The sequence below is a fragment of the Mesorhizobium sp. M0047 genome (assembly GCF_040323315.1).
Classification (GTDB): domain Bacteria; phylum Pseudomonadota; class Alphaproteobacteria; order Rhizobiales; family Rhizobiaceae; genus Mesorhizobium.
In genome coordinates, this window is sequence record NZ_JAMYUW010000051.1 from 1 (window position 1) to 21910 (window position 21910).

At 61.7% G+C, this 21910-nt stretch carries 24 protein-coding genes and 7 pseudogenes; 14 read left to right on the forward strand and 17 right to left on the reverse strand.

The features are described 5' to 3' along the window. Positions 1-238 precede the first annotated feature (238 nt). From NKJ89_RS31280 to NKJ89_RS31295, 4 genes and pseudogenes are all read right to left on the reverse strand, one after another. A pseudogene (locus NKJ89_RS31280) lies at positions 239-1640 on the reverse strand (ISNCY family transposase); the annotation flags it as partial. A 145-nt stretch (positions 1641-1785) separates the two neighbouring features. Further along, a complete protein-coding gene (locus tag NKJ89_RS31285) occupies positions 1786-2466 on the reverse strand; it encodes a hypothetical protein (RefSeq protein WP_352608309.1) in 681 nt (226 codons plus the stop codon). Positions 2467-2489: 23 nt separating this feature from the next. Beyond that, positions 2490-3056: a hypothetical protein gene (locus NKJ89_RS31290; RefSeq protein WP_352608359.1), complete on the reverse strand. Its 567-nt coding sequence runs from the start codon at positions 3054-3056 to the stop codon at positions 2490-2492. 133 nt (positions 3057-3189) lie between these two features. After that, positions 3190-3309 (reverse strand): annotated as a pseudogene (locus tag NKJ89_RS31295) (aminoglycoside phosphotransferase); the annotation flags it as partial. On the opposite strand from NKJ89_RS31295, the pseudogene NKJ89_RS31300 reads away from it, so the two are divergent. The 7 genes and pseudogenes from NKJ89_RS31300 to NKJ89_RS31330 form a co-directional block, all read left to right on the forward strand. Further along, a pseudogene (locus NKJ89_RS31300) lies at positions 3300-3474 on the forward strand (IS21 family transposase); the annotation flags it as partial. The pseudogenes NKJ89_RS31295 and NKJ89_RS31300 overlap by 10 nt on opposite strands. Then, positions 3464-4278 (forward strand): annotated as a pseudogene (gene istB / locus NKJ89_RS31305) (IS21-like element helper ATPase IstB). The pseudogenes NKJ89_RS31300 and istB, both read left to right, overlap by 11 nt. A gap of 170 nt (positions 4279-4448) precedes the next feature. Beyond that, entirely contained in the window at positions 4449-5270 is an 822-nt protein-coding gene (locus NKJ89_RS31310; protein ID WP_352608311.1) for an alpha/beta fold hydrolase, read from the forward strand. Between the two features lie 66 nt (positions 5271-5336). Then, positions 5337-5642, forward strand: coding sequence for a UBP-type zinc finger domain-containing protein (locus NKJ89_RS31315; protein ID WP_352608313.1), 306 nt, complete (start codon positions 5337-5339; stop codon positions 5640-5642). Between the two features lie 24 nt (positions 5643-5666). Beyond that, positions 5667-6860: an FAD-dependent oxidoreductase gene (locus NKJ89_RS31320; RefSeq protein WP_352608315.1), complete on the forward strand. Its 1194-nt coding sequence runs from the start codon at positions 5667-5669 to the stop codon at positions 6858-6860. Beyond that, positions 6836-7339 carry an NAD(P)/FAD-dependent oxidoreductase gene (locus NKJ89_RS31325; protein ID WP_352608317.1) on the forward strand — a complete coding sequence of 168 codons (504 nt, stop codon included), beginning with the start codon at positions 6836-6838 and terminating at the stop codon, positions 7337-7339. Before NKJ89_RS31320 ends, NKJ89_RS31325 begins: the two co-directional genes overlap by 25 nt. Before the next feature lie 280 nt (positions 7340-7619). Continuing rightward, the gene (locus NKJ89_RS31330; RefSeq protein ID WP_352608319.1) at positions 7620-8183 is read left to right on the forward strand and encodes an HdeD family acid-resistance protein; all 564 of its coding nucleotides are present in this window, start codon (positions 7620-7622) and stop codon (positions 8181-8183) included. A gap of 86 nt (positions 8184-8269) precedes the next feature. Here the strand turns inward: NKJ89_RS31330 and NKJ89_RS31335 are convergent, their stop codons facing one another. The 4 genes from NKJ89_RS31335 to NKJ89_RS31350 all read right to left on the reverse strand — a co-directional run bounded on the left by NKJ89_RS31335 (position 8270) and on the right by NKJ89_RS31350 (position 11609). Beyond that, the gene (locus tag NKJ89_RS31335; RefSeq protein WP_352608321.1) at positions 8270-8638 is read right to left on the reverse strand and encodes a response regulator transcription factor; all 369 of its coding nucleotides are present in this window, start codon (positions 8636-8638) and stop codon (positions 8270-8272) included. 103 nt (positions 8639-8741) lie between these two features. Next, complete coding sequence (locus NKJ89_RS31340) at positions 8742-9359, reverse strand: response regulator transcription factor (RefSeq protein WP_352502293.1); 618 nt, start codon at positions 9357-9359, stop codon at positions 8742-8744. Further along, complete coding sequence (locus NKJ89_RS31345; RefSeq protein ID WP_352608323.1) at positions 9356-10771, reverse strand: sensor histidine kinase; 1416 nt, start codon at positions 10769-10771, stop codon at positions 9356-9358. The genes NKJ89_RS31340 and NKJ89_RS31345 overlap by 4 nt, the downstream gene beginning before the upstream one ends. A gap of 133 nt (positions 10772-10904) precedes the next feature. Further along, positions 10905-11609, reverse strand: coding sequence for a YoaK family protein (locus NKJ89_RS31350; RefSeq protein ID WP_352608325.1), 705 nt, complete (start codon positions 11607-11609; stop codon positions 10905-10907). 184 nt (positions 11610-11793) lie between these two features. Between NKJ89_RS31350 and NKJ89_RS31355 the strand changes: the two genes are divergently transcribed. The 4 genes and pseudogenes from NKJ89_RS31355 to NKJ89_RS31370 all read left to right on the forward strand — a co-directional run bounded on the left by NKJ89_RS31355 (position 11794) and on the right by NKJ89_RS31370 (position 15589). Continuing rightward, a complete protein-coding gene (locus NKJ89_RS31355; RefSeq protein ID WP_352608327.1) occupies positions 11794-12843 on the forward strand; it encodes a cupin domain-containing protein in 1050 nt (349 codons plus the stop codon). A gap of 46 nt (positions 12844-12889) precedes the next feature. Beyond that, positions 12890-13383 (forward strand): annotated as a pseudogene (locus NKJ89_RS31360) (Dps family protein). Positions 13384-13486: 103 nt separating this feature from the next. After that, a pseudogene (locus tag NKJ89_RS31365) lies at positions 13487-15111 on the forward strand (thiamine pyrophosphate-dependent enzyme). Positions 15112-15244: 133 nt separating this feature from the next. Beyond that, on the forward strand, positions 15245-15589 hold the full coding sequence (locus tag NKJ89_RS31370; protein WP_352608329.1) for a hypothetical protein: 345 nt from the start codon (positions 15245-15247) through the stop codon (positions 15587-15589). Between the two features lie 53 nt (positions 15590-15642). On the opposite strand, the gene NKJ89_RS31375 is transcribed toward NKJ89_RS31370, so the two are convergent. Both NKJ89_RS31375 and NKJ89_RS31380 read right to left on the reverse strand, forming a co-directional pair. Then, the gene (locus NKJ89_RS31375) at positions 15643-15867 is read right to left on the reverse strand and encodes a hypothetical protein (protein ID WP_352608331.1); all 225 of its coding nucleotides are present in this window, start codon (positions 15865-15867) and stop codon (positions 15643-15645) included. Next, positions 15864-16046, reverse strand: coding sequence for a hypothetical protein (locus NKJ89_RS31380; RefSeq protein ID WP_352608333.1), 183 nt, complete (start codon positions 16044-16046; stop codon positions 15864-15866). Before NKJ89_RS31380 ends, NKJ89_RS31375 begins: the two co-directional genes overlap by 4 nt. Positions 16047-16120: 74 nt before the next feature. On the opposite strand from NKJ89_RS31380, the gene NKJ89_RS31385 reads away from it, so the two are divergent. Next, on the forward strand, positions 16121-16435 hold the full coding sequence (locus tag NKJ89_RS31385; RefSeq protein WP_352608335.1) for a hypothetical protein: 315 nt from the start codon (positions 16121-16123) through the stop codon (positions 16433-16435). Positions 16436-17139: 704 nt separating this feature from the next. On the opposite strand, the gene NKJ89_RS31390 is transcribed toward NKJ89_RS31385, so the two are convergent. Together NKJ89_RS31390 and NKJ89_RS31395 are read right to left on the reverse strand one after the other, a co-directional pair. Next, the gene (locus tag NKJ89_RS31390; protein ID WP_352487006.1) at positions 17140-17379 is read right to left on the reverse strand and encodes a hypothetical protein; all 240 of its coding nucleotides are present in this window, start codon (positions 17377-17379) and stop codon (positions 17140-17142) included. A 319-nt stretch (positions 17380-17698) separates the two neighbouring features. Further along, positions 17699-18238 carry a helix-turn-helix domain-containing protein gene (locus tag NKJ89_RS31395; RefSeq protein WP_352608337.1) on the reverse strand — a complete coding sequence of 180 codons (540 nt, stop codon included), beginning with the start codon at positions 18236-18238 and terminating at the stop codon, positions 17699-17701. 101 nt (positions 18239-18339) lie between these two features. Between NKJ89_RS31395 and NKJ89_RS31400 the strand changes: the two genes are divergently transcribed. Both NKJ89_RS31400 and NKJ89_RS31405 read left to right on the forward strand, forming a co-directional pair. Beyond that, the gene (locus NKJ89_RS31400) at positions 18340-18729 is read left to right on the forward strand and encodes a hypothetical protein (RefSeq protein WP_352608338.1); all 390 of its coding nucleotides are present in this window, start codon (positions 18340-18342) and stop codon (positions 18727-18729) included. 109 nt (positions 18730-18838) lie between these two features. Then, the gene (locus tag NKJ89_RS31405) at positions 18839-19195 is read left to right on the forward strand and encodes a hypothetical protein (protein WP_352608340.1); all 357 of its coding nucleotides are present in this window, start codon (positions 18839-18841) and stop codon (positions 19193-19195) included. 142 nt (positions 19196-19337) lie between these two features. Here the strand turns inward: NKJ89_RS31405 and NKJ89_RS31410 are convergent, their stop codons facing one another. From NKJ89_RS31410 to NKJ89_RS31430, 5 genes and pseudogenes are all read right to left on the reverse strand, one after another. Continuing rightward, entirely contained in the window at positions 19338-19925 is a 588-nt protein-coding gene (locus NKJ89_RS31410) for an NADPH-dependent FMN reductase (protein ID WP_352608342.1), read from the reverse strand. A 128-nt stretch (positions 19926-20053) separates the two neighbouring features. Then, on the reverse strand, positions 20054-20455 hold the full coding sequence (locus NKJ89_RS31415) for a hypothetical protein (protein ID WP_352608344.1): 402 nt from the start codon (positions 20453-20455) through the stop codon (positions 20054-20056). 69 nt (positions 20456-20524) lie between these two features. Next, positions 20525-20803, reverse strand: coding sequence for a hypothetical protein (locus NKJ89_RS31420; protein ID WP_352608346.1), 279 nt, complete (start codon positions 20801-20803; stop codon positions 20525-20527). 197 nt (positions 20804-21000) lie between these two features. Further along, complete coding sequence (locus NKJ89_RS31425; RefSeq protein ID WP_156938616.1) at positions 21001-21342, reverse strand: hypothetical protein; 342 nt, start codon at positions 21340-21342, stop codon at positions 21001-21003. 12 nt (positions 21343-21354) lie between these two features. After that, positions 21355-21600, reverse strand: a pseudogene (locus NKJ89_RS31430) (MFS transporter); the annotation flags it as partial. Between the last annotated feature and the right edge of the window lie 310 nt (positions 21601-21910).

Here is a 21910-nt window from a genome sequence, read left to right on the forward strand (position 1 = left end):
GATACCGATGAAGCACCCTGAAAGGTTTCGCCATGGACAAATGAACTTGCCTTGACGCATCACTCCTCATGTGAGCTTTGAGAGCCGCGTGGCCCTCTTCGAGCTAAAAGCCGGCTTCCGTTGTCGGTTGAGCCTTCCGGTTGATTGGAAACTCGTCCAGCACTGCGAGCACATCCGCAATGCGATGCCTATCGCTTTCTGTGAGTGTCAGATCGACTTTGACGGCCTGGCTCTCGACCTTGGCTGCGGGCGTTCTGGCAAATGCCTGCTCACACCGCACGACGACTGCGGGGTCCTTTGTGAAATCCGCCTTCTTGCCGGCTTGCGGCCACGCTTCACATAGCCATTGCTCTGGCTGCCATCGGGAATGCCGAACATGTGGTTCGTCTGTCCGGTGCGCCGCGGCCCGCGCTGGCTGCGATGAAGCTCCCGGCCAGCCTGCATCTGGGCGACCAGGTCCAGGGCAGCATCAAGTCGCTTGTTCTCGACGATCTCTGATCTGTGAACTGAACGCAGCTTGTCGAAGGTTCTGTAGGGTAGGGCGATGCCGTCGTGCATGACCTCGAGGCGACCGTCGGGATAGTCGCAGACAACGACCTTTTTGCGGGCAAGCCGCTTCGCGGTATCGGTCGGATTGAGAATGAACAGCACCTTGTCGTAGCGCAGCGTCAAAGCCTGAGACAGCGTGCGAACCTCCTTTCGGCACATGGCGCCGTCCAGATTCTCATGCTCGGCGAGGGGCCGGTGCATGTTCTTCGGATTGCGGGGTTCCTTGCCGAAGCGTGCGTTGAAGTCCGCCATGAACTCGGGCGCATAGGCATTGGCCGCTTCGATCGTGCTGATGTCGCGCAGGCGCAGTTCCTTCACAAGCCGGTCCTGGAGCGTCTGGTTGGCGCGCTCGACGCGACCCTTGGCCTGTGGGGTGTTGGCACAGATGATATCGATGTTGAGCTCGTAGAGCGCACGAACTGCGTCAGGCCGGTGCTTCTATCCTTCTCGGAATCATGGGTCGCTCGGAAGACCCCATGCTTGTCGCTATAAAACGCAAGCGGCTTGCCCCATTCCCGCAGATACGCCTTTGCCGCATGAAAGTAGTCGAACGTGTTCTCGGAGCCAGCAAAGCGCAGATGAAGCAGCTTGCCGGTCGCATCGTCGATGAAGACGAGCAGGGCGCATTTGGGACCGCGGTTCTCGAACCACCAGTGATGCGAGCCGTCGATCTGCACCATCTCGCCCAGGCAGTCTCGTCGCCCGCGGGGCTGATGCCGCCGCTGCTTGCGTTCACGGCGCGACGTCCAGATTCCAGCTTCTGTCATCCACTTGCGCAGCGTCTCCTTGCTGACCGCGAGCTGATGCCGTTCGATCAGCTTCTCGCGGGCAAGCGTTGGACCGAAGTCGATGTAGTGTTCGCGGATCAGCTCCAGCACGAAGTCGCGAACACCATCGACAATGCGATTGTTGGAACGCCGGCCACGCGCCTTGTGCCGGAGAGCCGCAGCACCATCCGCTTGGAACGTCTTCAACAGACGCTGGACCTGACGAACAGAAACATCGAGCAGGTTTGCCGCCGCAACGCTTGTCATTCGCCGCTCAACAATCTTCGACAGAACCTCGATACGCCGCAGTTCGCGTTCGCTCATCAGAACCAGTCCCAATCTGCAATCTCCCACGCTCTCGAACGCGGGCAGATTGGCAAGGCAGGAGCGACATTCCTACTTTGCCAGATCCGGACATTTTAACTTAGCTGCTACATTCGAAAGTCGCATAATTGGCAGTGTGGAATTGTCAGCGCATATCCAGATCCAGCGTGCTGATCGCGACCAGCCGGTCGTAGACGATGTCGGTGCGGCCCACTGGTCCGCGAATGTTTCCCTCCAGGAAATGGTCGAAGTCTGGATCAGCGAGCAGCATGGTAACCTGTTCGGCGATGTAGGCCCGGATCTCCGGCTCGCCGTTTGCGATTTCCTCGACGATCTCCTCCCGCCCGTCGACCAAAAGCAGAATGTCCTCGGCATCGCGGCTGGCGATGAGATCGCCTTGGCCGCGTCCGCGGTATGCCTCCAACTTGGTCGCGACAAACAGCTGCGGCGTGAGGCGCCGGATCTCGAGCGCCTCCTCCAGCTGTTCTGGTACGGCCGTCGCGATCCCCTCTGCGTACCAGCGATTGCTGAACCCGAGGATCGCCTCGTCATCCGGCATGAAGTCGACCTTGAGCTCGCCGAGTTTCATACGGCAGATGACGGAATCGTCAGCCGCCTCGGTGAAGCCGCGTGCGCGCAAACGCTCCGTCAGCTCGACCCATTCTGCGAAACCAGCGAGATCGACGATAAGGTCGACATCATCGGTCGCTCTCACCCCTTCGAGAACGATGGGGTCAGTAATGTAGAGCGCGGTCGTGCAGCCGCCGACGAAGACCAGGCGCGCGCGCAACTCCTCGCCGAGTGCCTCGGCGACGGCCTTCAACATGGCCTTCAACTGATCTTGGACAGTCATCCCAGCCTCTGCGCGAGCAGGTCGGCGGCGAGCTTGCTTTCGCGTTGATTGCCGACGCGGATCGCGTCGATGAGGGCCAGATAGGCGTAGAGCCGCCTGTCTTTCTCGCAGGCCTCCGGCACGCTTTTGAACAGCGGGTCGACCGACTGACCCATTTCTTTTGCATGCGCGTAGGGCCAAACGAAGATGAGATTGCCAGCGCTGTGCAGGGATTCACGTAGCACGGGGGCCGCGAATGCCGTCGGCAACCCGCGCTGCATGGCGCCTGGTTTCGCCGGAAAGACGAATTTCACACCGTGGACAATGAACTCGCGCAGATGGCGCCGGCTCGGTTTAGGCCGGTCTGTCTTCCTGTCCTTGATCGCGAGGCCCGCCGCAATGCTGCGCTTGAGCGAAGCGCCGATCTCCGTCTTGCTGATTCCGAGGGCTGCCTCGAGGCCGCGCACAGAATAGGGATCCTCGCCCGCGGCCAGCCCGAGCGGCGTAGATTCGTCACCGATATCCTTTGAGTAGTCCTCCAAGCTCGCCAGCTTGAGCAGAACGACAACATCCTGGCTCTTCATCATGTCCTCTGTCCTCGGACAGAGGACACCTAATCATCGTACACACTGAGTGTCAACGATCACGGCTGCAAACTGGTGGTCTCGGCGGTGGGCCGACCGTTTCCACAGCAACCGCTCGGCATGCCTGCCCGGTCTCCAAAGCCAGATCAGCGTCGCTCCGCGTGCCAAGGCCGGCGACTGCAAACCACCCACCGACTTGCACGCTCCAAACCTCATTGGCGACTCCGCCAGTGAGCCGCTCCAGGCGTCCCAACCAAGACGCACGTGTTGAACCTGCTGCACCGCCTGGTTGACGGCAAAGCCATCACGCCGCCGACCATCGATGCGCCCCAAGTCCATGCTGACCAATGAGCCAAAGGCCAATGTCGAGCGCTATTACGCCCTGCGCAAAGACTCGGAGGCCCGCCATGCGTCATAACCCCCGCCGCCGGCGCGATCATCATCATGCTCAAGAGCCTCAAGATGCACGGCATGGCCCAGGCCGTAGGCGAGTTGACCGAGCAAGGTGCTCCGGCCATCGAGGCTGCCATCCGATCCTGTCGCAACTGCTCAAGGCCGAGACGGCGGAGCGTGAGGTTCGATCGACAGCCTACCAGCTCAAAACCGCTCGCTTCCCGGCCTATCGCGACCTCAATGGCTTCGACTTCTCCAGCAGAGAGATCAATTAGGCCCTGGTGCGCCAGCTTCATCGCTGCGACTTCCTCAAGGAAGCCACTAACATCGTTCTGGTCGGTGGCCCTGGTACCGGCAAGACCCATGTCGCCACCGCCATCGGGGGTGCAGGCCATCGAGCATCATCAGAAACGCGTCCGCTTCTTCTCGACCGTCGAGCTGGTCAATGCACTCGGGCAGGAGAAAATGCAGGGGCGAGCTGGCCAGATTGCCGGCCGCCTGGCTCACTGTGATCTGGTCATCCTCGATGAGCTCCGGCTACCTGCCGTTCAGTGCCTCAGGCGGCGCCTTGCTCTTCCACCTGCTCAGCAGGCTTTACGAGCATACCAGCGTGGTCATCACCACTAATCTCAGCTTCAGTGAATGGGCCAGCGTCTTCAGCGATGCCAAGATGACGACGGCGCTGCTCGACCGGCTCACCCATCATTGCCACATCCTCGAGACCAGAAACGACAGCTTCCGCTTCAAGAACAGCTCGGCCCATGCGCCGCCAAAACCGAAGGAGAAACCCAGACCCTTGACCACCACATTTGACCAAGAACACAATTAAAGGCGGGTCACTTCTCAGTGGAAAGCCAGGGTCACGTCTCGGCGGAAATCAACAGGCATACACAAGTATGATGCCACGAACCACTCGTAGAATGGTGCCAAATCATCGTCTGGCCGATGCTCTCCCTATCAACCGGCCGCACCGGCGGGTTCGCGACAGTGGAGAGCAAAATGAGCATTTTTCTGGTCACCGACGGCACGGCAATTTCCTACACCGACTGGGGCACGGGTCAGCCGATCCTGTTCTCGCATGGCTGGCCGCTGGCCGGCGACGCGTGGGCGCCGCAAATGCTGTTCTTTGCTTCGCAGGGCTACCGCGTGATCGCCCATGACCGCCGCGGCCACGGCAAATCGGGCCAGCCATGGGCCGGCAACAACATGGACCAGTATGCCGACGATCTGGCCGAGCTGATCGAGGCGCTCGATCTCAAGGACATGATCATGGTCGGGCACTCGACCGGCGGCGGCGAGATCGCCCATTACGTTGGCCGGCACGGCACGGCACGGGTCGCCAAGATGGTGCTGGTTGGTGCCGTGCCGCCCTTGATGCTCAAGACCGAAGCCAATCCCGAGGGTACGCCGATTGAGGCGTTCGACGGACTCCGCAAGGGAACGGCCACCGACCGGTCGCAGTTCTTCAAGGACCTGTCGATGCCGTTCTACGGCTTCAACAAGGAAGACGCCAAGGTCAACCAGGGTCTGCGCGACACCTTCTGGCGATTGGGCATGCAGGGCAGCATCAAGGCCGAGTATGACTGCATCCGCGAATTCTCCGAGGTCGACTACACCGAGGACCTCAAGAAGATCGACAAGCCCACGCTGGTCGTGCACGGCGATGCTGACCAGATCGTGCCGATTGCAGCGGCCGGCCTCAAGACGGCCAAGATCGTCAAAGGCGCCGAGCTCAAGATCTATCCCGGCGCGCCGCATGGTCTGGCCGAAACCGAGGCCGAAAAATTCAATGCTGACGTGCTCGCCTTCATCAGAGCCTGATCAGCGCCCGGGGGGCCACGCAGCCGCTGTGTGGCCCACTTTCTTTCGGCCCCAGGAGAGACTCCCATGTCCAGCCATTGCACGCATGTACAGACCATACGCGAGGTGACGCCCGGTAGCCGCGGCTGCGAGGAGTGTCTTAGGACCGGGCAGCGCTGGCTGCACCTGCGCATCTGTCGCACCTGCGGCCATGTCGGTTGCTGCGATCAGTCGCCCGGACGCCATGCCACAGCCCATTTCCACCATACCGGTCACCAGATCATCGAAGGCTATGACCCGCCCGAGGGCTGGGGCTGGTGCTATGTCGACGAGATGATGATCGATCTGCCTTCCCAGACGCCGCAGCTGGGGCCAATCCCCCGCTACTACTGAATTATTGCCAAGAGGGTTTGGGCCATGGCTACCAGCGAGACCACTGAGGATCGACGCTTTCCCACCCTGACGGCTGATCAACTCGCTGTGGTCGAGCGGCGGAGCGGCGGTGCCCCTGCAACATTGACGCCAGGTGCCCTGGCCTATGCAGTGGGCGCGACAGACGCGCTTGCCTGGTTCATCGTCGCCGGCACGATGGACATTTTTTCCCATGCGGGCCTCGACGATGAGCGCCTGATCCAGACGCTTGGCCCCGGGCAGTTCAGCGGGGAAATCAACCAGCTGACGGGGCAGCCGACGCTGGCCGGCGGCCGCGCCGGTGCGCAGGGGTGTCAGGCGGTGCTATTGACGGCGGCGCAGGTGCGGGCGCTGGTGATCGGTTCGGCCGATATTGGCGAAATGGTAATGCGTGCGTTCATGCTTCGGCGGGCTGCGCTGATCGACGCCGGCAGCGGGGGACCGATCCTCATCGGTGTTCCCAATAGTCCGGACATGGTGCGCCTGCGTGGCTTTCTGGCCCGCAACGGCTTTCCCCATGTCGTGCTGGACGTATCAGTTGATGAGAGGGCTCGGGCCTTCGTTGCGCAGATGCAGCCCGGCGGGGCCACTCTGCCGCTGGTGGTCTGCGCTGACGGCAGCACGCTGCGCTGTCCGGACGACGCTGCGCTGGCGCATTGCATCGGCATATCGCCGACCATCGACACGGACGTCGTCTATGACACAGCCATCATCGGTGCTGGTCCCTCGGGACTGGCGGCGGCGGTCTATGCCGCGTCAGAAGGGCTCAGCATAGTCGTGCTGGAGGCCAATGCCATTGGTGGGCAGGCCGGCGCATCGGCCCGAATCGAAAACTATCTCGGCTTTCCCAGTGGCATTTCCGGCCAGGCGCTGGCCGGGCGCGCCTTCAGCCAGGCGCTCAAATTTGGCACGAAAATAGCGCTGGCGCAGTCGGTGACCGCCCTGAAGTCTCTGACCGATGAGCGCCTGACCGCCCTGACGTTGTCTGACGGGCAGGTCATCCGGGCCCGGACCACGGTGGTGGCCTCCGGGGCGCGCTATCGCCATCACCGCTTGCCAATCTCAAGACCTTTGAGGGGCGCGGCATCGCCTACTGGGCGTCCCCCATTGAAGCCAGGCTGTGCGAGGGCGAGGAGATTGCGCTGGTTGGCGGCGGCAATTCCGCTGGCCAGGCTGTGGCCTTTCTGGCGCCGCGGGTGAAAAAGCTGCATCTGGTGATCCGCCGGCCCGATCTGACGGCCACCATGTCGCGCTATCTGATCCACCGCATCGCATCGCTGCCCAATGTGGTGCTGCATGCCACCTCCGAGGTGTCGGCGCTGGAGGGCGATGAGGTCGCCGGGCTCGATGCAGTGGTCCTGCGCCATCGGAAGAATGGGCAGGACAGCAGGCTGGCGCTGCGACACCTGTTCCTGTTCATCGGCGCCGATCCCAACACTAGCTGGATGGACGGCTGTGTCGAAACGGACAGTCACGGGTTCATTGTGACGGGTGCGGGTATGGCTGCCATCCCGCCGCCGGCCGGTCGCTTGCCGCTGGAGACCTCCATGTCGGGCGTGTTTGCCATAGGCGACGTGCGGGCAGGCTCCACCAAGCGCATTGCTGCGGCGGTCGGCGAAGGGGCTGCCGTAATCGCCCAGATCCATGCCGCGCTGGCTGCCCGCTCTTCTGCCCCTTGATGGGTCAAAAGCCGTCCGGCCTAACCGATGCTCGGCAGGCCTTGCGGCCGGGCGACCTCCTGCCACGGCGGGCGACCCATACCTGTGTATGGGGCAATCAAACCAAGACACGTCCGGGCCGCCTACACGTATGACAGACCCCACGATGATGCCCATGCGATCCTTGTAGTCATCGAGAGGACGGTATGTCGGGGCGGAGTTCATCGCCGCCGACGCGGGCTGATCGCGGGTACCCATTGCACCAGACCGTCCCTCCAACCCTTGAAGACAGGAGATGAAAATGGACGACATATCCACCTCAACCGCCAGCAGCATTGTTTCCGACAAACCCCGCAACGGCCGGATCTGGGTGGCTACGCTGGGCTTGGCCCTGCTCGTCGCCGGTCTGCTGGCCAGCGCAAGCCTGATGCTCGCAACCGTCTTTTCGATCATCTATATTGCCGCAATGATGATCATTGCCGGTCTTGCGCAGGTGGGCTTTGCCTTCACCGCCCCGGGCTGGCAGGCCAAGATCCTTTGGACGGTTGGCGGCGTGCTCTACACCGTCGCGGGCGTTTTGGCATTTACCAACCCGCTGCTGGCCAGTGCCGGGTTGACGTTGCTGATCGGCGTGTTGCTGGTGATTGGCGGCGCATCCCGCATCGGCTCGGCCGCGCTTGAACACAAGGGCAGTTCTTCCTGGTCGCTCGCTGCCATGGGAACGGTGACCGCCTTGGCTGGTCTGGCGGTCCTTCTGGCATGGCCCGGGGTCAGCCTGTGGCTTCTGGGCGCCATCCTGAGTGTGGACCTGATCTTCCAAGGGCTCAGCACGCTGGGCATGGCCTGGGCGCTACGCCAGCGCTAGGCAAGTGCTGCCAGTATCGCAGAAAGGGTCGCCCCGTGTCGGGCGGCCATTTTGCATGTGGAACACGCGTCAGAGGGAAGCCGACCTCACGCCGCAAGGGCGGTTTCGATGCAGTCGATCAGCATCTGGCTCTCGAAGGGCTTGCCCAGGAAGCCAATGGCGCCGGCGGCCATGACCCGTTCGCGGATACGCTCGTCGGGGAAGGCCGTTATGAAGATGACAGGCGTTGCATTGCCCCGGTCGCGCAGGATCTGGGATAGTTCCACGCCGCCGATCCCATCCATCTGGACATCAGTTATCAGGCAGTTGACATCGGACGTGCCGAGCGCGGCAAGATAGTCCTCTGCCGACGCAAAGGTGGTGGCGTGCATGCCCAGCGAGCGGATCAGGCTGGATGTCGCCTGACGCACCGAAGGGTCATCGTCGACAATGGCAATGGTCTTGACGTGTGACATTGAAATTCCTCGCGCAGCATACTGGAGCGCGCTGCGCTAATGCCATCCAAATGCGCCCACCGGGGCACCAATTCAATCATACACAGGTTTAGTGTCGTCGGCGCTACCCTGACGGGCGCAGGGCCTCGCCCATCTTGACCAGCTCGGCAAGCGAACGCGCGGCCATCTTTTCCATGACATGACCCCGGTGGATCTTGACGGTAATCTCGCTTACGCCCAGTTCGCCGGCGACCTGCTTGTTCATCAGGCCCGTGGTGACCAGATCCATCACCTCGCGCTCGCGCGGGGTGAGGGTGGCGTGGCGCGCCCGGAGGGAGGCCAGTTGGGCATCGCCGGCACGGCGCTCACGATCAAGCGCTAGGGCCGCCGAAACTGCATCGAGCATGTCCTGATCGCGGAAGGGCTTGGTCAGGAAGTCGAGGGCGCCCGCTTTCATTGCCTTGACCGACATGGGAACGTCGCCATGGCCGGTCATGAACACGATAGGGATGGCGTTGCCCATCTGGGCCAGCTGGGTCTGGAACTCGAGGCCACTGACGCCGGGCAGGCGGATATCGAGCACCAGGCAGCTTTCCGAGATGACCGGGCCCCGTGCCAGGAAGTCGTTTGGCGAGGCAAACTGCTCTACCCGCATGCCCACCGAGCGGAACAGGCTATCGAGGGCATCGCGGAGCGAGGCGTCATCATCAACGACGAAGACCGTGGGTGCGACAGCCGTCATGGTTGTGTCTCCGTATGTGCAGGTAGATTGAACTCGAACGCAGCGCCGCCCTCTGCAAGCAAGTGGGCCCGCAGGGTGCCGCCATGGGCCTCCACGATCGAGCGGCAGATCGGCAAGCCCATGCCCATGCCTTCGTCCTTGGTGGTGAAAAAGGGCGTGAAGAGCTTTGCGGCGGCATCGCTGCTGAACCCCGGGCCGGTGTCGGTGATTTCAACGGACAATCCAGTGTCCGTGGCTCTCGAACGGATGGTCAGATCGCGCTGGGTGGTGCCTGTCGCGGCCATGGCCTGGATGGCGTTGACGATCAGGTTGATCAGCACCTGCTGCAATTGCACGCGATCGCCCAACGCCGGTGGCAACCCGTCCGCCAAGGCCAACTTGAGGCTGACCTGGTGGCCGGCGATCTCGCGCTGCACCACTCCCAGCGTGTCGTGCACCAGCTCGTTGACATCGACCGGCGCGGCCTGTGGCACGGCTTTGCTGGCGAGCGCGCGCAGACGCTTGATCACTTCGCTGGCGCGGCGCGCATCGGCGATCATGCGTTCGATGCCGGCGGAAACCTCGGCAAGATCAGGCTCGGGCCGCCGCAGCCAGCGCAGTCCGGCTTCGCCATTGGTCACCACGCCCGCCAGCGGCTGGTTCACCTCATGGGCAATCGAAACGGTCAGTTCGCCCAGGGTCGCCACGCGCGACACGTGCGCCAGCTCGGCCTGCGCCTGGTGCAGATCGTTCTCGGCCTGATGCCTGGCTGTGACGTCCATGAAGCTGACCAATACCCTGTCGAGCGCCGGACGGTCTGTTGGCATGGCCACGGTATACAGAACATTGAGCCGCTTGCCGTCGACAGTATCGAACACGCTTTCGGTCTCGAAACTGGATTGTTCCGACCAGATGGCCTCGAGAAGTCGCCAGGTCGATGGCGCTATCTCGGGCGGAATCAGCGACGGCAGGCGCTGGGCAAATACTGCCAGGGTGGGGGCGCGGAACATGGTCAGCGTCCGGTCGTTGGCATTGATCAGCCGCATCAGGCCAGTGACCTCGCCAACTAGATCGGGCCTTTCGCGCGCGATGGCCGCGACGCTGGTGAAGCCTTCGGCCCGCAGGGCCTCCAATCTCGCCTTGAGGGGCGAAAAGTCCATCTCGAGAATGGCCACGCCGGCCGCCCGGAAGATCGAGCGATAGCGCTGTTCGCTGTCGGCGATCACCGTGATGGTCGAGGCCAGCCGCAGCGCCAGAAAGGTTGTGACGCCGATGGCCGCCAGGCTGAACAGCCCACGTGCTGTGGCGCCGGCCTCGAAATCGGCACTGTGGGTAATGGCAAAGCTGAGGATGGTCAGGCCCATGCAGCCGGCTCCGACCAGCAGGGTACCGCGCCGGTTGGTGAAGTTGAGCGACAGCAGGACGACGGCCACATAGAGCACGGCGACGGCGATATTGAGCGGTGTCAGCGTATCGAAGATGAAGATGCCTGTGGCCAGAACGATAGCCGCGACAAAGGCATAGCGTGACATGGTGCCCCCAGCCGGAACATATGGCCGAGACATATCATAGGCTTCCGGCGTGGGGACGCGTTTTTGCGGTGACCACAAGAATTTCGCGGGCCACCAGCGCGCAGAGCGCCAGCGCTGCAAGGCCAAGGCAGGCGAGACCAGCGACGCGATGGGCGAGAGCGCCTGCGATGATGCCGGCGAGAAACCCCAGCATCACACTGCCGATCTGCAGCAGCCTGACTGTGGGCCGGCGGCTGCGGCAGCTGTCGACAAGCTCAATCGCCATCTGGGTGGTATTGCTGGTCATGACATTGGTAGAGGCCGAGCTGGGGAGCAGCAGCCGCACGGTCGCGCTCTGGATGCCCATCGCCGCCAGACCAAACAGGGCCGGCCCGGCCGTGATGGGGTCCGCGCCGTCGTGCAGGCTCGCAATGGTGAGGCCGCACAGGAGCGCGGCCTCAAGGCTGAGCGAGCCGACCATCGCCAGGTGCTGACGCGGTCCGGATAGTCGAACGATGGCGGTGGTCACCATGCCAGCGAGGAGGAAAACGGGGATGGCGAGCACCTTGACGCCCAGACCGTCACCGTCGCCGAAGAGGCCTGATCCAGCCACGACGTAGCTGCCTGTCACCTGGGCGACGAAGAAGCCCGCGAATGCCAGAAAGGTGCAGACATCGACATAGCCGGCGACGAGCGCCAGCATCACCGATAGTCCCGTGTCGCTGCGTTGCGCAGCGCTGGCGTCGTTCTTGGTCAGCATCAACATGCTCCTGGGCGCGCGCAGCGCCCCGCTCGGAAATAGCTGGCCAGAACCTAGCCGCAGCGACCGCAAGCCGTCGCCCTATACGCACGTATGAGCCGGCCAAACCAGCGTCCGATAGTGCGCTGAGTGGGGCCGCCGTAATTTGTGGCCATCGGGTTTGAAACCAGCAGGGGATGAGACGATGACCATGACCAAGAGCACCAGCCGCCACGTTGCAACACTGTCGGGCCAGCCACGGTTCGACGGCCCGATGGGTTCGATAACCCATGTAGATGCAGGCGATTTGCCGATCATGCGAGGCCTGTCGATGCGTGGGTTGCGCCTGGCCCCAAACGCGGTGCGCGAGCCGCACTGGCACGCCAATGCGCACGAATTGGGTTATTGCCTGCGCGGCGAGGCACTCATCACCATCGCCGCCAACCACGCCCAGCGTGAGAGTTTTGTGGTTGGCCAGGGCGAGATGTTCTTCGTGCCCAGCGGGGCGATGCACAGTATCGAAAACATCGGCAGCGAACCTGCCGAGTTCGTCCTCGCTTTTTCCCATGAACATCCCGAAGACTTCGGCCTAAAGGCCGCCTTCGGCGCCATGAGCAATGCGGTTCTGGGCAATAGCTATGACCTGCCCAGCGCTGCCTTCGAGGACTTTGATCGCCAGCAGGCTGACCTTGAGATCGTTGCTGTGCAGGGCCACACCCTGGTCGAGGGCCAGGCGCGCCATGTCAATGCTTACAAGTATAGCGTTGAGGCCACGCCGCCGCAGATCGATTTCCCGGCCGGCACCGCCCACACGACTAAGGCCGCCCTCTGGCCAGCGCTGCGCGACATTGCCATGTTCTCGGTACGGATAACCGATCGGGGCATGCGCGAGCCGCACTGGCATCCTGAGACCGCCGAAATGGGTTATGTCGCGGCGGGCACCGCCCGCATGACCATTCTGGATCCGGATGGAAAGATCGATACCTACACGGTGACGCAGGGCGACGTGTATTTCATCCCGCCGGCCTATCCCCACCACATCGAAAACATCGGAGCGGGCACGTTCCACGCCCTGATCTTCTTTGACCAGGTATCGCCCGGGGACGTCGGCTACCGGTCGCTGATCAATGTGTTTCCGCGCAGCGTGCTGGCGCAGTCCTTTGGCATTGCGGAAGACCAGTTGCCGCATTTTCCCTTCACCGAGATCGACCCGCTCCTCGTGCCGCGCACCAATCCCATCGACCCCGTGATCTAGCCGCCGTTCCCCTTTCAAACGCCTACCCAACCAGAAGGAATTCAACATGAGCAACCTGACCGCGCCCCTGCTTACCCCCACCGACCTGGGCAATGACGCCAGCCATGATATTTCGGCCGCCCTGACGGGCCTGCTGGCCGATACGTTCGCGCTCTATCTCAAGACCAAGAACTTCCATTGGCATATGTCTGGGCCACATTTCCGCGATTATCACCTGATGCTCGACGAGCAGGGCGACCAAATCTTTGCCATGACCGATGTGATCGCTGAGCGGGCCCGCAAGCTCGGTGGCACCACCCTGCGTTCGATCGGCCAGATTGCCCGCACACAGCGTATTGCCGACAATGATGCCGCCTTCGTTACCCCCGGCGACATGCTGGCCGAACTGGCCAGCGACAACCAGCAGCTGCTCGTGATCCTGCGGGCCTGCCACGGTGCTGCCGATGAGTACAACGATGTTGCGACCACCTGATCGAAGTTTGGATCGACGAAACCGAGCGCCGCCTGTGGTTCCTCTACGAATCCAACCGTCGCGCCTGACTTTGCACGGTGGTGCCGGCCAGTCCGGCGCCACTGCCCCTTGAGGGCCTGACCTTTCACCACGCCGCCGCCATGCGCGGCCACCGAGCCGGAACGATTTGCCATGAGCAGGAATGTTGCTGAACTGATGGTCGAGACACTGGCCGCCGCCGGCGTGAAACGGATCTATGGCGTGGTTGGCGACAGTCTGAACGGGTTTACCGATGCCTTGCGGACCCATGACGAGATCGAATGGATCCACGTTCGGCATGAAGAGGTTGCCGCATTTGCCTCCGCAGGGGAGTCCCAGGTTACCGGGGAACTCGCAGTGTGTGCGGGGTCATGCGGCCCGGGCAATCTGCATCTGATCAATGGTCTGTTTGATGCCCATCGCAGCCGCACCCCGGTACTCGCGATCGCGGCGCAGATTCCGACCGCTGAAATCGGTAGCGGCTATTTCCAGGAAACACATCCGCAGAACCTTTTCGCCGAATGCAGCCACTATTGCGAACTGGTGTCTGATCCGAGCCAGCTGCCAATGTGCTCGAAAATGCCATTCGCGCTGCCGTGGGCATGCGCGGCGTTGCCGTCGTGGTCATTCCCGGCGACGTCGCCCTGCGCGACGCCCCGGCTCGCGCTGTCGCCAGCCGGCAAAGTCTGCTGCCGTCTCTGCCCCAGGTTTACCCCGCCGATGCCGACATCGAGGCGCTGGCGCAACTGATCGGCGAGGCGCGCAAGGTGACACTGTTCGGCGGTCGCGGTTGTGCCGGCGCCCATGCGCCGCTGATGGCGCTGGCCGAGGCCCTGAAAGCGCCAATCGTCCATGCCCTGGGCGGCAAGGAATATGTCGAATACGACAATCCCCATGACGTGGGAATGACCGGGTTCATCGGCTTTGCCTCGGGCTATGAGGCCATGCACGATTGCGACCTGCTGGTCATGCTGGGGACCGACTTCCCCTAGACGATTGCCGCGCTCTTGCCCCATGTGCCGGCGCGCACAGACCGGGCCCATCTGGATAAATCGCTCAAGCGCTACGCCGCTTCACGCAAGGGGCTCGATGATCTGGCCGCGGGCACCGCAGGGCGCGGGCCGATCCATCCGCAATATCTGACCAAGGTGATCAGTGACCTGGCAGCCGAGGATGCCGTGTTCACCTTCGACGTCGGCACGCCCACCATCTGGGCGGCCCGCTATCTCGAGATGAATGGCCGGCGCCGGCTGGTAGGTTCGCTGGCACATGGTTCGATGGCCAATGCCATGCCGCAAGCCATCGGCATCCAGGCGGCGCAGCCCGGCCGCCAGGTGGTCGCGCTCGCCGGCGACGGTGGCTTCTCGATGCTGATGGGCGACCTGATCACGCTGCGCCAGCAGAATCTGCCGGTCAAGATCATCATCCTCAACAATGGCGTACTGGGCTTTGTCGCCATGGAAATGAAAGCGGGCGGGTTTCTCGAAACCGGTGTGTCGCTGGATAATCCCGACTTTGCCGCCATGGCACGGGCCATGGGCATCCATGCCATCCGCGTCGAGGATTCGGGCGAGTTGCCCGGTGCAGTCGCCGACATTCTGGCCCATGACGGACCGGCTCTGCTTGATGTCGTCAGCGCCACCCAGGAGCTGTCCATGCCGCCCACGATCACCAGCGCCGAAATGAAGGGCTTCGGCCTGTGGATGATCCGCGCCGTGATGAGCGGTCGCGGCGATGAGGTGATCGATCTCGCCGCCACCAATCTGCTGCCCCGCTAGGATATGACCGAAATGACCTCTTCTGAAGAGAAGTCCGCTGCGGGCCTATCGGACATGGGCTTCGTCCTTAATCACTCCGAGGTCTTTTTGCCTCGCCCTGTTGCGCGACATCGCTCGTGAGCTGGATTTGAGCTTGACCAGCATCGTACACCACTTCGGGACGAAGTTTGAACTCCTCGAAGCCGTGCTTGAGCGTGCGGACAAGACCGATGGCAACGAGATGTTCGATTTTGGCGCTGCCCGCGCGCAGTACGGAGTCGCGCATGCCACCCTGGAGCGGGCCCGCTCGGGCCTCGAACGCCCAGGAATACTCAGGCTGTTCGCAATCCTGTCGGCCGAGTCGTCCGCACCCGAGTATCCCGCACATGACTGGTTTGTCGAGCGATATCGCCGCAAGACCGAGGAGCTCGCCGCGGCATTCGCCTTCGACCAGGCGAAGGGCCGTGTTGACCGCGCTCGTGACCCCCCATCTGCTTAGTCGATTGCTTATCGGCGCCCGGGACGGAATTCAAAGGCACTCCCCGGCAATCCTTATGACGGCCACACGCTGGCAAGCGTGATCCCCGATATGGAAAAGACCATCCGCGGCTCCCCCTCAGGCCGTTCGTGGTAGAGCGAATTGAGGGTCCAGCAGACCCAGAAATCCTTTTCGACATTGCCCACCGGAGCTCCGATCCGATTGGCCGTGGCGAGGAACACGTCGAGCCGGTCACGTGGGGATGCCGCGATGATTTGGCGGTAAGCATCGGTACTCATGGCTTCGCCTCGTGCGGGTCCGCCCTCAGGATTTCGCGGAGGAACTCCTGCATCCAGATCGGCACGGCGGAGAGGCCGGCGCGCAGATCCTCGCGAATGGCCTCGCCGTGCTTGGGGTCGGCAAACAGGCGGCGCAACGTTGCCTGAATACGCTTCCGTTCGCCCTTCTGGGCCAGCATGTCTTGCATCCAATGCAAGACCTGGACGACCCGCATCGAACTGGCTTCACGAAATCAAGTACGATGGATACCGCATGCACGCGGGCCTTTTGCGCAACCCTCTAAAGGCGCTTTCATTTCCGGAGCCTCACACCGGCGCCGCCGCCATCCTAACCCGCTATCGCCATCACAAGCCCTACGCCAAGGCCGATTGCAACGCCCATCAGCAGCTTGCCGGCAAGATCAAGGGCGATGGCGCGGACAGGGCGCCACAAGTCCTGGCGGGGCTCTCTGAGGGCGGCAGCGAGGTCATCGAATGCCCGTTCCATGCCGAGCAACATACATTGAAACCCGGAGGCTGTGAATCCCCACGAGATGGCGTCATCGCACCAGCTATTAGCGAAGGCTAAATTGGCGAACTGAGGCGTAGCGGGGTGGCGGGCATTTTAGGGCAGACTAATGGAACAATTGGCGGCTTCTGAAGTTTTGAAGCGGAAAGCCCCCTTCGAGCTTCCGCAGCCCGTCTCGTCCCACCGGACAAAAGGTGCTCCGAGGCGGGCTGGAAGGTCTGCAGCGGGAGCGAAACCGCGACTGGAAACCGACTTTCGATCGAAGGGAACATTAGCGGCTTCTAAAAGTTGAAGCTTGCGTCAGTGGTGCCCCCATCGCCTGCCAAAGATCAGGCCTCGGAGAGGCGCGGGCTTCCTAAACCGGAGAGTGATCATGAACAATATCATTTGGATCGTTGGAGCGATTGTCATCGTGTTGGCGATATTGAGCTTCTTCGGGCTCCGATAGGTCACGACAAGCCGGGCCACGACCTATATCGTCAGCGTGTTCGACAAGCCCCGTTGGCGCACCATCTTGACGACCAAGGACAAGGCCGAAGCGGACGCGCTTGAGCAGGCAATGGTGCAGGGCGGCGTGAACGCCCGGGTGGAAGAGATCACGCCGAAGCCGAAGCGACGTTAGGGCCTCGCCGGAAGCACCAGCAACAAAACCGCGAACGCTGCCATCAGGAGGCAGACGGACATCCCTAGCATGTCGCGCTGCCTATAGCGCCAGACCGCGCCAGCGAGCATCACGACACCGATTGCGGCGATGTAGAGCGGAATCACTTCTGCACGTTGCCCTTGAGTATTTGCTCTCTTAACCAACCAGTCTGCGTGAAGTTATCGACAATCACCGAATACCATGCTGCGCCGGCTTTGCTGGCTGAGAGGGATCGGTGTTCGCACATTGAAAGGCCACGAACCGGCGTTCCATAGGCGTTGGGGCCGTCATAGCGATGAAGAGCGTGAACTTTGTCGGCGGATTTTTGCGACCGGAGTCGTCGCTGTACATCCTGGTCCATAGAACCCGATCTGATTCGGTGGTGGCGTCGCGGTCCTTTAAGTAGTCTTCCAAAGGTATGGGTTCGGAATTTTCCGAAGTCTCTACCCGCTTATAGCCGGCTGGCGCGAGAAGTCGTTTCTTTAGGACTGCTTCGCAAGCTCGGGTCATTGGGGCACGAACGGGTTGTAGTCACTGTTAAGCACAAAGAACGTCGCAACTGCCGCGATAGCAGCAGTTGAGGCCATCAAAAGCCACCTATTCAAAGGAAAGCCCTCCCATCCCTGCGATGGACAATCGCGCAACTGGCGCGCACGCGCAAGCCGGCTCCACTCGGGATCTCAGGGCTTCTGCAGCCTCACCCCGGCGCCGCCGCCATTCTCGGCGATGAACTCGATGCCGGCAGATTCGAGGGCGCGCTCGATTGCAGCCAAGGCATCCTCCGAACCGCCATACTTGCCTGTCTCGAAATTTGAGATGGTGTTGCGATGAACTCCGGCGGCCTTTGACAGGTCGGCCAACGACCAATTCAAAGCGGCTCTAGCCATCCTCACTTGTGCAGGCTTCACAACTCTTCGCTCTTGTGCTATTTTCACAAGTGTAAGTATCACAACTGAAGGGGAATTCCAAATGCCGAACACCGTTCCAGCGGCCCGCGAAGCTATGCCCGCTGCCATCGGGAGATTTTCCCGCCGCACCATCCTGGCCGGTATCGGTGCCGCCTCCATCGCAGCGGTAACCTCACGTAAAGCCGAATTATCTGGACTGACAGAAGCGGCGGGTTTCCTGGAGAGAAGGAATATCCGATGAACATGATCAATCATTCGCACTTCGAAAGCCCAGACACCGAGCTGTTCCGGCTCGAAAAGGAACTGGAACAAGCCGCACCCGAAGGGAAAGAGCGGCGAAGGTATGCAGGAAGGTTGGTAGACGATGCGAAAAGCTCTACCCGCCGAGACCTTCGGCGTGGAAGGAGCCGGACATGCCGGAAGAGGTGAGGACTGCTTTCAACGCCATGACGATTGCAGACATGGCGCACAACAAGAGGCCGGCCATCTACGCCGCATGGTCCAAGCAGATCGAAGAACAGAAAGCCGAGAACAAGGCCTTGCAGGATGCGCGCACCGCCAAATGGGAAGAGATCAACCGCGAAGGCGGGGTTGACGCTGCCGAAGAAGCATTCAACGCGATTTGCGACGAGGAATGGGAAATAGGCAAGCGCATTTGCGCCGTCCCTGCCCATACCCTTGAAGGCGTGACGGTAAAGCTTCGCGTGAGCGACATATTGGGACTAGAGGATTTTGGCGATCCGAACGCGTCGTTCCTGTCGATCGCCACAGATATCAGGCGCCTTGCAGCTCGCCTGAGTTGAGCGCGAAGGCAACTGGTGGCCCGCTGCCTCACGGTGGTGGGCTTTTTTCGCTGACAGGAACCTTACGCAGCGGCCAGCCGTTGAGCATGACAATCAAGGGAGGTTGAAAATGGCCGCCGACCAAAACGAAGCCGCGACACCGAGACCGACCCAGCGCGAAGCTCAGGAAGCCTTGGAGAAGCAGGTCGCTCAGCTGAAGCGGGAAATCAACAAGATCAATCGAACGCTGGCAGAGCGCGCCGAAGAGGCCATCGAGGAAGCCACAGGCTGGTATGACAGCGCTGCCGATCGCGCTGGCCGTACAGCCCAGGCGCTCCGGACTGGGGCTCAATCTGTTTCCGGTGCCGTCGAAGACAATCCGGGTACGGTGTCGAGCGCCTTCATTCTCGGTGCCGCATTAGGTCTGCTATTGGGTCTCACCCTCAACGCTACTGGGCCTAGTCAGGATCGCTGGTTCTATAAGTGATCATCAGGCTGCGCTGGATATGCCCAAACAAAGTCGAAGAACTGGCAACCAAACGAATTCCAATCGCAGGGCGCGACGAGCCCGCTGCCTCACGGTGGCGGGGTTCTACGGCATGTGTCGGGGACTTGTGGACGCCAAGCCCCTATTCGACAGGCGTTAGGTCCGGTCTGGGAAGGGCGGTATAGACCCTTGCAATGAAGCCGTGGAATTGCAGCATGTAGTCGCGCAGGAACTCCTCGGTCGTAGGGTCGGTGACCTCACCTTCGTCGGTGATCAGGTTGGGTTTAAACTGGATGTAGGCCTCGATCGAGTTCATCTGTGGGGAGTTGCAGAAGCCAAGAACGCCGCGAAGGCTCTGCTGCGCCAGCGCGGTGCCGATCGAACCCGGCGAAGTGCCGATGACAGCCGACGGCTTTCGGGTGAACGAGTTCTGACCGTAGGGACGGCTCGCCCAGTCGATCGCGTTTTTCAATCCGCCTGGGATAGAGCGGTTGTACTCCGGTGTGACGAACAACACGGCTTCGACCCCGGCGAGTGCATCCTTGAAGGCTCTTGCCGGCGGAGGAAAATTTGCGTCGTAGTCGTAGCTGTAGAGCGGTAGGTCCTTGAACGGGATTTCAGTCATCGAGAGCTCGGCCGGTGCTAAATTCACCAGCGCCTTGGCCAGCTTCCGATTGAGTGAGCCCTTGGCAAGGCTGCCAATGAGATAACCGACTTTGTACGCGGTCATGGGAGATACCTCCTCGGGAGACTGCCAGTATGCGGCTGACAGCGCAGTCCCCATGCTCGAACGCGCGCACCAGACATCGGTTCCCGAATGTTTGCAGCCCTATGGGCGCTGCCGCTTGTGGCGGCCTTTTAGCGGTGGGGACTAATGGGATTAGCGGGCACAATCCCCAAGCGTCGATTGCGCTTGGCGCCATCCCGCCAGATCATTCCGGGATGGGAGGCACCGACCTCACGGTATTGCTGTCCGAAGGTCTGATCCTCCTCAATGAAATGAACGATTGAGTTGAGGACCCCTTCACCCCTTCCGGACAGGCGGGCCAACTGATTGCGCTTCTCGTTGGGGTCGGGGTACGTCTCGATCAGGCCAAGCCCGGTGTGACGTTGCTTCTTGGTGCCATATCCTTCAGTTTCATCGACGGACCTCAGGGCAGCGAAATGACGGCCTGACGGCCCACCGGGAGCGAGGTCGATTTGCCGAGCGTATTCGGCCAGTTGGTCGGGGCGGAGAGCGATGAGGAGAAACAGGCGCATCTGTCGGACACGCTGCGCGAGGGAACGACCGTTACCACGGTAGCCACCAACTGCTCTGGCACGGCCCCCTCACGCCGGCAATCCCGCCTTGGTCAGTCCTTCGCGGAGAAGCTCTCGGTCGTCGGCGTGTTCAAGGAAAACGCTCTTGCGCATGTATTCGACCGTCGAGAAATTGGGCTGCAGCCGCAGGACCTCCGCCACGGCTGCCTGTGCCTCTGCTGTCCGACCAAGCTGGGCGTAGCACGCCGCGAGCCGCGCGACCGACCATGGGGTTGGCACCGGCGTCAGTTTGAACGCATGGGTGGCCTCTTCAAAGCGCCGAAGGGAAAAAAGGGCGATGCCGGACAAAGGACGGGACCAGCGAGAGCGCAGTGGATTGAGGCGATCGGCTGCCTCCAAACAAGTCAATGCCTCTTCGTGTCGCCCACGACAGGTCACCAACCGACCCTTCATGAGCAGTCAGTCTGCATCGTTGGGGTTGCGCTCGTAAGGCAGATCGGCTGAAGCTAATCTACTGGGAGGGCTCCGGTATCGTCATGGCAGCTTCACCTGGCCTCGGTATCAAGGATGGACTGATGATACTGACCCACGCCCAGTTCGAAGCCATGTTTGCAGGTCTCGATTGGCGGCGGGTTCATGCCATCAAGACGAGAACGCCGGACATCGACGCCGACGCGACGGATCACCCTATAAGTGCGTTGACCAATTGCGGCGGCTTCCCCGACGTATTTGCGAATTCGGAACTGTCCCACGTTTGGCTGATAGCCGACTTTGACCGTGTCGCTGAAATTCAGGACATGCTGCGTCGGATACACCTTGAGGAACGTCATGCCGATTGTGACATATGGACAATTTCGAGATGGCAAGGGGATGACCGGCTGCGGCATCCCACGATCGCATCAGGCTGACCTTCGACCAACGACGCTCGCGATCGCCAGCGCCAGACACATCAGGCCAAGCGTGATCGGCAGCCCACCGGCACCCAGCACATCCATGGCGGTGCCCGCCAACGGCGCCACCGCAATGCCGCCAACGCCCCACATCAGCGAGAAGGCGGCATTGCCGGCGACCAGTGTCGAGCCGGTGAAGCGCTCGCCGAGCTCGATGATCGACATCGTGTAGATGCCGTAGGAAACCGCGCCCCAGGATCCGCTCCAGCATCCGAACCAATACGAGCTCGAGGGTGCGAAAGCTTTTCAAGGACCGAATGCCGATCTCAGCAATCAGCGAAAAGAGATCGCCTTGCTCCGAGAGCCAGGCGAAGAAGGCTTCGACATCAGCAGCGGGGGTTGCGAGATATCGATCAGCGCACTGAGTCCCGGATTGGCGCAAAGCAACAGACACTGAGCGAGGCTATATGCGGCAAGGGACGCTCGAAAGCTCTCGCCATTCAGGCGGCCCCTCTCCGGCGAACATTGTGGAGCGCAGTTGACATCAGCAACCATCGCCATAGGC